The sequence below is a fragment of the Acidovorax sp. 35-64-16 genome (genome assembly GCF_002281195.1).
GTDB classification, from domain to species: Bacteria; Pseudomonadota; Gammaproteobacteria; order Burkholderiales; family Burkholderiaceae_C; genus Acidovorax; species Acidovorax defluvii.
On sequence record NZ_NCFM01000065.1, the window covers coordinates 1 to 9,716 of the forward strand.

9 protein-coding genes are annotated in these 9,716 nt (G+C 64.7%); 8 read left to right on the forward strand and 1 reads right to left on the reverse strand.

What is annotated here, in order from left to right; all coding sequences use genetic code 11:
* The coding region (locus B7Y64_RS18620) for a response regulator transcription factor (protein WP_291329564.1) at positions 1-479 on the reverse strand (479 nt) is incomplete at its 3' end.
* A gap of 114 nt (positions 480-593) precedes the next feature.
* Here B7Y64_RS18620 and B7Y64_RS18625 point away from each other — a divergent pair.
* The 8 genes from B7Y64_RS18625 to B7Y64_RS18660 all read left to right on the forward strand — a co-directional run bounded on the left by B7Y64_RS18625 (position 594) and on the right by B7Y64_RS18660 (position 9,617).
* Entirely contained in the window at positions 594-1,553 is a 960-nt protein-coding gene (locus tag B7Y64_RS18625) for a tripartite tricarboxylate transporter substrate-binding protein (protein WP_291324807.1), read from the forward strand.
* A gap of 134 nt (positions 1,554-1,687) precedes the next feature.
* Entirely contained in the window at positions 1,688-2,251 is a 564-nt protein-coding gene (locus B7Y64_RS18630; RefSeq protein ID WP_291324808.1) for a tripartite tricarboxylate transporter TctB family protein, read from the forward strand.
* Positions 2,251-3,771, forward strand: coding sequence for a tripartite tricarboxylate transporter permease (locus B7Y64_RS18635; protein ID WP_291329562.1), 1,521 nt, complete (start codon positions 2,251-2,253; stop codon positions 3,769-3,771). Before B7Y64_RS18630 ends, B7Y64_RS18635 begins: the two co-directional genes overlap by 1 nt.
* 156 nt (positions 3,772-3,927) lie before the next feature.
* Positions 3,928-5,433 carry a sigma 54-interacting transcriptional regulator gene (locus B7Y64_RS18640; RefSeq protein ID WP_291324810.1) on the forward strand — a complete coding sequence of 502 codons (1,506 nt, stop codon included), beginning with the start codon at positions 3,928-3,930 and terminating at the stop codon, positions 5,431-5,433.
* Positions 5,434-5,583: 150 nt separating this feature from the next.
* The gene (locus tag B7Y64_RS18645) at positions 5,584-6,768 is read left to right on the forward strand and encodes a substrate-binding domain-containing protein (RefSeq protein WP_291324811.1); all 1,185 of its coding nucleotides are present in this window, start codon (positions 5,584-5,586) and stop codon (positions 6,766-6,768) included.
* A gap of 119 nt (positions 6,769-6,887) precedes the next feature.
* Positions 6,888-7,676, forward strand: coding sequence for an ABC transporter ATP-binding protein (locus B7Y64_RS18650; RefSeq protein ID WP_291324812.1), 789 nt, complete (start codon positions 6,888-6,890; stop codon positions 7,674-7,676).
* Positions 7,677-7,759: 83 nt separating this feature from the next.
* Entirely contained in the window at positions 7,760-8,482 is a 723-nt protein-coding gene (locus B7Y64_RS18655; RefSeq protein WP_291324814.1) for an ABC transporter ATP-binding protein, read from the forward strand.
* 151 nt (positions 8,483-8,633) lie between these two features.
* Entirely contained in the window at positions 8,634-9,617 is a 984-nt protein-coding gene (locus B7Y64_RS18660) for a branched-chain amino acid ABC transporter permease (RefSeq protein ID WP_111866807.1), read from the forward strand.
* Positions 9,618-9,716: the final 99 nt, after the last annotated feature.

Sequence of the window (9,716 nt, forward strand, 5' to 3'; positions counted from 1 at the left end):
CGGGGCGTGAGTTCCATCACCTCGCTGTTGCGGTACAGCGCGCCACTGTCCTTGTCGTAGCGGATGGCCCCGATCTGAACCGAGTGGCCTGCCGCTGGCGTGGGGTCTGCGCTGCGCCGGAGCAGGGCGCGCAGCCGTGCTTCCAGTTCGTCCAGATCGAACGGCTTGGGCAGGTAGTCATCGGCACCGGCATTGAGGCCTAGCACCCGGTCGCCCACGGTGCCGCGTGCGGTGAGGATCAGCACCGGCGTGCGCAGTCCGCGGGTGCGGGCCTGTTGCAGCACTTGCAGGCCATCGAGGCCGGGCAGGGTGAGGTCGAGCACCACGGCATCGGGCAGACGTGCGGCCCACTGGCGGAGCGCCGCCGAGCCGTCGCCCACGGCGGTGACCTCCATGCCCCGGCGCGCCAATGCGCGCTGCAGCGTGAGCTGCATGGTGGGGTCGTCTTCGACGAGAAGCAATTGCATGCGCGGCACCATAGCACCGACCACGGACGGCTGTCGCATGGGTGTTTTCCCTGAGTCTGCGGACAGCCGTTTGACAGGCTGCGCGCGCATCATGAGGCGGTTCGCCAACCCTATAAGGAGACATCGATGCGTCGCGACACCTTTCTCAAATCCCTGGCCGCGCTGGCCGCTGCCGGGGCTCTGCCCCTGTCGGCCCACGCCGCCAGCGCCATCAAGATGATGCTGCCCGCCAACCCCGGCGGGGGGTGGGATTCCACGGGCCGCGCCCTGGGCAAGGCGCTGCTCGAATCGGGGGCTGCATCGTCTGTCACCTACGACAACAAGGGCGGCGCCGCCGGTGCGATCGGTCTGGCGCAGTTCGTCAACTCCAGCAAGGGCGACCCGAACGCCCTGATGGTGATGGGCGCGGTGATGCTGGGCGGCATCATCACCGGCAAGCCACCGGTGAGTCTGTCGCAGGCTACGCCGATTGCGCGGCTGACCAGCGAGTACAACGTGTTTGTGCTGCCCGCCAATTCGCCCTTCAAGAGCATGGCCGAGGTCATTGCCCAGCTCAAAAAAGACCCCGGCAGCGTGAAGTGGGGTGGCGGCTCGCGCGGCTCTACCGAGCACATTGCCGCTGCGATGATCGCCCGCGAAGTGGGCGTGGACCCGGCCAGGATCAACTACGTGGCGTTCCGGGGAGGTGGCGAGGCGATTGCAGCCATCCTGGGCGGCAACGTGACGATTGGCGGTGGCGGCTATAGCGAGATGGCCGAGTACATCGCCACCAAGAAGATGACGCCCATTGCCGTGACCTCAGGCCAGCGTCTCAAAAACTCCACGGTGCCGACGCTTAAGGAGCAGGGCATCAACGTGGAGATTGGCAACTGGCGCGGCGTGTATGCCGGCCCCGGCATCACGGCCGAGCAGCGCAAGGCGCTGACGGAGATGGTCGCCAAGGCCGTCAAAAGCAAGAGCTGGGCCGAATCGCTGCAGAAGAACGACTGGACCGCGGCCTGGATGGCGGGCGACGAGTTTGCGAATTTTGTGGACAGCGAATTTGCCAGCCTGCGCGCCACCATGGTCAAGGCGGGCATGGTCTGAACCGTGCCCCTGCGCCGTGCGGCCGCCCGGTGGGCGCACGGCGGTTTTGTGTGCGATCACTGCAGTGCGCACCGTATTACGCGCTGTGTTGCGCACCTTGGGCCCTGTGCCCAAGGGCTTGAGAAAGACCCCGCATGTCTGATCCGACAACCCCTGATTCCTCCAGTTCGGGCACCGAACCCGGCGTTGCCAGCAACCTGCAGGCCACGCGCATGCAAACCGTGGTGGCCGCAGGCGTGTTGCTGACCGCTGCTGCGCTGGCGCTGGGCGCCATTGATATTCCATCGAACGCGGGCTACAGCGGCGTTGGCCCCAATTTTCTGCCGTGGCTGGTGGCAGGCGTGCTGGCGCTGTGCGGCGGCGTGCTGCTGTGGGAGGCGCGATCGGGCGGATTTCGTGCCATGGAAGAACCCAATGGCGCCGCCCGTGCGGACAAGCCTGCCTTTGTGTGGGTGTCGGCCGGCCTGTTGCTCAACGCCGCCCTCATCACCACGGTGGGCTTCATCCTGAGTTGCACGCTGTGCTATGCGCTGGCCGTGCAAGGGCTGCGCCGGGCTGCGGGGCAAGACGCAGGCACCGCGCGCACCTGGGCGGTGGACGGAGTGACGGGCGTGCTGATCTCGGCGCCTGTTTACTGGACTTTCACGCAGTTCCTGGCGATCAACCTGCCAGGGCTCACGCAAACCGGGTGGTTGTGATGGAAATCTTTGATGCACTGATGGCGGGCTTTGCCACTGCCGCCACGCCCGCCAACCTGCTGTGGGCCCTGGTGGGCTGTGCGCTGGGCACGGCAGTGGGGGTGTTGCCCGGCATTGGCCCTGCGGTGGCGGTGGCCATGCTGCTGCCCATCACGGCCAAGGTCGAGGTCACGGCCTCGATGATCTTTTTTGCCGGCATCTACTACGGTGCCATGTATGGCGGCTCCACCACCTCCATCCTGCTCAACACGCCGGGCGAAACCGCCAGCATGGTCACGGCCATGGAGGGCAACAAGATGGCCAAGAGCGGCCGCGCCGGGGCGGCGCTGGCCACATCGGCCATTGGCTCGTTCGTGGCGGGCACCGTTGCCACCGTGGTCGTGACCCTGTTTGCCCCCTATGTGGCCGACTTTGCCGTGAAGCTGGGCCCGCCCGAATACTTCATGCTGATGGTGCTGGCCTTCACCACCGTGAGCGCGGTGCTGGGCAAGAGCACGGTGCGCGGCATCACAGCGCTGTTCGTGGGGCTGGCGGCCGGTTGCATTGGTATGGACCAGATTTCTGGCGCGGCGCGCTACACCGGCGGCAAGCCTGAGCTGCTCGACGGCATCGACATCGTGCTGGTCGCCGTCGGCCTGTTTGCCGTGGCCGAGGTGCTGTATGCGGCGATGTACGAAGGCCGCGTGGTCGAGTCGCGCAACCGCATGAGCCGCGTGCACATGACCGGGCGCGACTGGAAGCGCTCCATTCCCGCGTGGCTGCGCGGCACGCTGATCGGCACGCCGTTTGGCTGCATTCCGGCGGGCGGCACCGAGATTCCAACCTTTCTGAGCTACGCCACCGAAAAGAAGCTGGCCAAGGACGCCGACAAGGCCGAGTTCGGCACCGTGGGTGCGATTGAAGGCGTGGCCGGCCCCGAGGCCGCCAACAATGCCACCGTGACGGCGGCCATGATTCCGCTGCTTACGCTGGGCATACCCACCTCCAACACCACGGCGGTGCTGCTGGGTGCCTTTCAAAATTACGGTATCAACCCCGGCCCGCAGCTGTTCACCACGTCGGCCACGCTGGTGTGGGCGCTGATTGCCTCGCTGTACATCGGCAACGTGATGCTGCTGGTGCTGAACCTGCCCATGGTGGGCCTGTGGGTGAAGCTCCTGAAAATCCCCAAACCCCAGCTGTATGCGGGCATCCTGATTTTTGCCACGGTCGGGGCCTACGGCATGCGCCAGAGCACCTTCGATCTGTTCCTGCTGTACGGCATTGGCCTGCTGGGGGTGCTGATGCGGCGCTTTGACTTTCCCACGGCGCCCGTGGTAGTCGGCATGATCCTCGGGCCGCTGGCCGAGGCGCAGATGCGCAATGCGGTGTCGATTGGCGAGGGCAGCTGGCTTGTCTTTGTGCAGCGCCCCATGTCGCTCACGCTGCTCATCATCGTGCTGGCGGTGCTGATCCTGCCGCGTCTCTTTCAGCACATGGCGCGGCGCAAGCTGGCGCGCCTGCAGCAGCTCGATGCGTGAGGCCGCCAGGTGGTGGATGGGGTACTTTGCCGATTCTTGCATTAAATCGGGCTGAAGCCCTTGGTGGATAAGCGCGAGCAGCTATTTTTTCAATAGCAATTGTGCGCACGACTCCGATAGCGCCACGGCGGGCCGGGGCGCGCTACCATCGCGGCCATGCCCTTGCTCAATGAAGAAGCCCCCGCACTGCCGATGGATGCCCAGGGCATTCTGGAGCTGGCGGCGCGCTCCATGTTCCAGTTGTTCTCCAGCGTCAGCCAGGGCATGTTTCTGGTGGACCGCAGCGGTCGCATCGTCTGGGTGAACGAGGGTTACCAGCGCTTTTTGCCCGCGCTGGGGTTCTCGTCGGTGGACCAGTTTGTCGGCCGCACGGTCGAAGAGGTGATCCCCAACACCCAGATGCGCCGCGTGCTCGAAACCGGCCAGCCGGTGCTGATCGATCTCCTCACCAACAAGGCGGGCACCTTTGTGGTCAGCCGCATTCCCTTGCGCGACGAGGCCGAGCGGGTGATTGGTGCCATTGGCATCGTGCTGTTTGACCACCCCGAAACCACGCTGCAGCCCCTGATCGGCAAGTTTGCCCTGTTGCAGCGCGACCTTGACGATGCGCGGCGCGAGCTGGCCAGCCAGCGCAGCCGCTCGCTGGCCGTGTCGGGCGACGGCCAGCGGCGCGCCAAATACACCTTTGCCAGCTTTGTCGGGTCGAGCCCCGCCGCATCCGAGGTCAAGCGCCAGGCGCGCCGTGCCGCGCAGTCGTCCAGCCCCGTGCTGCTGCTCGGCGAAACCGGCACTGGCAAAGAGCTGCTGGCCCATGCCATCCACGCGGCGTCCAGCCGTGCCAGCGGCCCCTTTGTCAGCGTGAACATTGCCGCCGTGCCCGACACATTGCTGGAGGCCGAGTTTTTTGGCGTGGCCCCCGGCGCCTACACCGGCGCAGACCGCAAGGGGCGCGATGGCAAGTTCAAGCTGGCCGATGGCGGCACGCTGTTTCTCGATGAAATCGGCGACATGCCGCAAAGCCTGCAGGCCAAGCTGCTGCGCGCCTTGCAAGAGGGCGAGATCGAGCCGCTGGGCTCCAACAAGCTGGTGCCCTTCAATGTGCGCGTGGTGGCCGCCACCTCGCGTGACCTGGGGGCGCTGGTGCGCGAGGGCCGGTTTCGCGAAGACCTTTTCTATCGCCTGCATGTGCTGCCGGTGCGCGTGCCGCCGCTGCGCGAGCGGCGCAGTGACATCCCGGCGCTGGTCGAAGTGCTGGGCGAAGACCTGGCCCTGCGCAACGGCACGGCGCCGCCTGAGTTGCAGGCCGATGCCATGGCGCTGTTGGCGGGCCAACCCTGGCGCGGCAATATCCGTGAGCTGCGCAACGTGCTGGAGCAGGCTGCCATGCGCAGCGATTCGCAATCCATTGATGCCTACCAGCTCGAAAGCATCCTGCGCGAAGCCGGGGTCGAGCCTGCGGCACCTGTGCCCCATGCCGTGTCAGAGCCCAGGGCGCTGGGCGACGAGTGCTACCTGCGTCCCCTGGCCGAGCAGGTGGCCGAACTGGAGCAGCGCGCCATAGCGGCAGCGCTCAAGGCCCATGGCGGCAACAAACAGGCGACGGCGCGGCAACTGGGCATCTCGCGCGCCACGCTGTACGGACGTCTGGAAAACCCTGAATAAAAAATGGACAAATGGCTGATTTTTAGACGATTTGGATGTCTGAAAATCAGGCGTTACCCTTCAGTTCAAGTAAAAATTCTATATAAATCAACAGTTTGATCCGTGGCACGAACTGTGCAATGTTCAGTCAAAACACAAGGAGACAACCCCATGCAACGCCGCACCTTGGTCGCACTGGCCACCCTGGCCGCCACACTGTCTGCCCCCGTATTCAGCCAGTCGGGCGAAATCCGCATAGCCCACGTTTACAGCAAGACCGGCCCGCTCGAAGCCTATGGCAAGCAGGCGCAAACCGGCCTGATGATGGGCCTGGATTACGCCACCGGCGGCACCATGGCCGTCAACGGCAAAAAGATCGTGGTGATCGAGCGGGACGACCAGGGCAAGCCCGACCTGGGCAAGAGCCTGCTGGCCTCCGCCTACTCGGACGACAAGGCCGACATCGCCGTGGGCCCCACGTCGTCGGGCGTTGCGCTTGCCATGTTGCCCGTGGCCGAGGAATACAAAAAGATTCTGCTGGTGGAGCCCGCTGTGGCCGACGCCATCACGGGCGACAAGTGGAACAAATACATTTTTCGCACCGGCCGCAACAGCAGCCAGGACGCCATCAGCAATGCCGTGGCCATCGACAAGGCCGGGGTGACCATTGCCACGCTGGCACAGGATTACGCCTTTGGCCGTGATGGCGTGAAAGCCTTCAAGGGCGCCATCAAAAATGCCAAGCTGGCGCACGAGGAATACCTGCCCGCCAACACCACCGATTTCACGGCCGGTGCGCAGCGCCTGATCGACAAGCTCAAGGACCAACCGGGCCGCAAGATCATCTGGATCTTGTGGGCCGGTGCGGGCAACCCGTTCAAGATCGCCGACATGGACCTCAAGCGCTACGGCATCGAGATCGCCACGGGTGGCAACATCCTGCCCGCCATGGCCAGCTTCAAGAACTTCCCGGGTATGGAAGGCGCCACCTACTACTACTTCGGCATTCCCAAGAACCCCGTGAACGAAGCCCTGGTGGCCGCGCACTACAAGCAGTTCAAGGCGCCGCCCGATTTCTTCACGGCGGGGGGCTTCAGCTCGGCCATGGCGCTGGTCACGGCGCTCAAGGCCACGGGCGGCGATGTCAACACCAACAAGCTCATCAAGACCATGGAAGGCATGAGCTTCGACACGCCCAAGGGCAAGATGACTTTCCGCAAGGAAGACCACCAGGCGATGCAGAGCATGTACCACTTCAAGATCAAAGTGGACCCGGCCTTTGCCTGGGGCGTGCCCGAGCTGGTGCGCGAGATCAAGCCTGAAGAGATGCAGGTTCCGATCCGGAACAAGCGCTGACGGCCAGGGCCCACCGCGCGCTGGTGGGCCTGTTACTCGTGTTTTGATAGCTTGAAGCGCTTTCCCATAAAGCGCTAGGGCTGCTTTTTCTTTAAATCCCTGTGGAGCCTCGACCTTCGATGCTGGCGACCCATGACCTGACCATCCGCTTCGGTGGCCATGTGGCGGTGAACGCCGTGACCTGCTCGTTCGAGCCGGGCACGCTCACCGCCATCGTGGGCCCCAACGGGGCAGGCAAGACCACGTACTTCAACCTCATCTCGGGACAGCTCAAGGCGACCAGCGGCAGGGTGACGCTGGGCGGGCAAGACCTGTCGGGGCTGTCGCCCTCGGCGCGCACGCATGCGGGGCTGGGCCGGGCGTTCCAGCTCACCAACCTGTTCCCGGGCCTCAGCGTGCTGGAGAACGTGCGTCTGGCCGTGCAGGCTACGCAGGCGGGCAGGCACCGGCGGGGCCTGAACCTGTGGAGCATCTGGAGCGACCACCGCCAGCTCACCGAGCGCGCCGAGCAGATCCTGCGGTCCGTGGCGATGCTGGAGCGGCGCGACACCCCCGTGGCCAGCCTGCCGCACGGCGACCAGCGCAAGCTTGAAGTGGCGCTGCTGATGGCGCTGGAGCCGCAGGTCTACATGTTCGACGAGCCCACCGCCGGCATGAGCCACGACGAGGCGCCCGTGATCCTGAACCTGATCCGTGAGCTCAAAAAAGACAAGACCAAGATCATCCTGCTGGTGGAGCACAAGATGGACGTGGTGCGCGAGCTGGCCGACCGCATCATCGTGCTGACCAACGGAACGCTGGTGGCCGATGGCGCCCCGGCCGAGGTGATTGCCTCGCCCGTGGTGCAAGAGGCCTACCTGGGCATTTCCAAAGATGCTGCCAAAGATGCCGACAAGGAGGCCGCATGAGCATGGTCCTGATGACCGCGGCCGGGTTGTCCCACGGCGCAAGCTCCGCCCCGCTGGGGCGCGGCGCACGCGCAGTGGCACCTGTGGGGGCCTTGCTGGAGTTGAAGGGCGTGCACACGCACATCGGGGCGTATCACATCCTGCACGGCGTGGACCTCGTCGTGCCCAAGGGCCAGCTGACCATGCTGCTGGGGCGCAATGGCGCGGGCAAGACGACCACGCTGCGCACCATCATGGGCCTGTGGCAGGCATCCAACGGCGCGGTGCACTTTGCCGGCAAGGACATCACGGCACTGCACACGCCGCAGATCGCGTCCTTGAACATCGCCTATGTGCCCGAAAACATGGGCATTTTTGCCGACCTCACGGTGAAAGAAAACATGCTGCTGGCCGCCCGCAAGGCACGCAACGCGGCGCAGATGGACGCGCAGCGCTTGCAGTGGATTTTCAAGCTCTTCCCGCCCGTCGAGAAGTTTTGGAACCACCCGGCCGGCAAGCTCAGCGGCGGACAAAAACAGATGGTGGCGGTGGCGCGTGCCATGGTTGAGCCGCGCGATTTGCTCATCATCGACGAGCCCAGCAAGGGCCTGGCGCCCGCCATCATCAACAACATGATCGAGGCGTTCGACCAGCTCAAGAAGAGCGGCGTGACCATTTTGCTGGTCGAGCAGAACATCCACTTTGCCAAGCGCCTGGGCGATACCGTCGCCGTGATGGACAACGGCCAGGTGGTGCATGCGGGCAGCATGGCCGCGTTGGCCGAAGACGAGGCGTTGCAGCGTTCGCTGCTGGGGCTGGCGCTATGAGATGTTCTGATTTGAAGCCTTTTTGGCCTCTAGCCCTTTATGGTAAAGCGCTAGCAACTATTAAATTAGTAGTGTTTTGCGGTGTGGCCAACGCCGCGTGCGCGGTGATGTTTGTGCGTGTGGCCACTGGCGGCGCAGCAGGAGCCTACGCATGAACACCCGCGATTTCGACTGGAAGCCGCTGGCGCTGGTGCCCGCGCTGGCGCTGCTGGTGCTGCCCTTCATCGGCTCGCCCAGCACCTGGCTCACGCTCACGGTGGCGGGGCTGGCCATGGGCATGATCATCTTCATCATCGCCTCGGGCCTGACGCTGGTGTTCGGCCTCATGGACGTGCTCAATTTCGGCCACGGCGTGTTCATAGCGCTCGGCGCCTTTGTGGCCACCAGCGTGCTGGGTGCCATGGGCGACTGGACGGGCTCTGAGCAGCTGTGGCGCAACATGGTGGCGGTGCTGCCCGCCATGCTGGTGGCCATGGCGGTGGCGGGCGCCGTGGGCCTGGCGTTCGAGCGCTTCATCGTGCGCCCGGTGTACGGCCAGCACCTCAAGCAGATCCTCATCACCATGGGCGGCATGATCATTGGTGAAGAACTCATCAAGGTCATCTGGGGCCCGGCGCAGATACCGCTCCCGCTGCCCGAAGGCATGCGCGGCTCGCTGTTGGTGGGCGATGCCGCCATCGAAAAATACCGTCTGATCGCCGTGGTGGTGGGCCTGGTGGTCTTCGGCGTGCTGGCCTGGACGCTTTCGCGCACCAAGGTGGGCCTGCTGATCCGCGCTGGCGTGCAGGACCGTGAAATGGTCGAAAGCCTGGGCTACCGCATCCGCCGCCTGTTCGTGGGTGTGTTCGTGGTGGGTTCGGCGCTGGCGGGCCTGGGCGGTGTGATGTGGGGGCTTTACCAGCAGAGCGTGGTGCCGCAGATGGGCGCGCAGGTCAATGTGCTGATCTTCATCGTCATCATCATCGGCGGGCTGGGCAGCACGGGCGGTGCGCTCATCGGTGCGCTGCTGGTGGGGCTGATGGCCAACTACACGGGTTTTCTGGCCCCCAAGGTGGCGCTGTTCTCGAACATTGCGTTGATGGTGGCCATTTTGCTGTGGCGGCCGCAGGGTGTGTACCCGGTCACCAACCGATGAAACCCCCTGAGTAACCGTCTTCAAAGTCAAGCACTATGAAGCGATGCGTCCCAAGGTTTGCCGGTTCTGACCATGGCGTTGAGCATGGTCAGCAGCTTG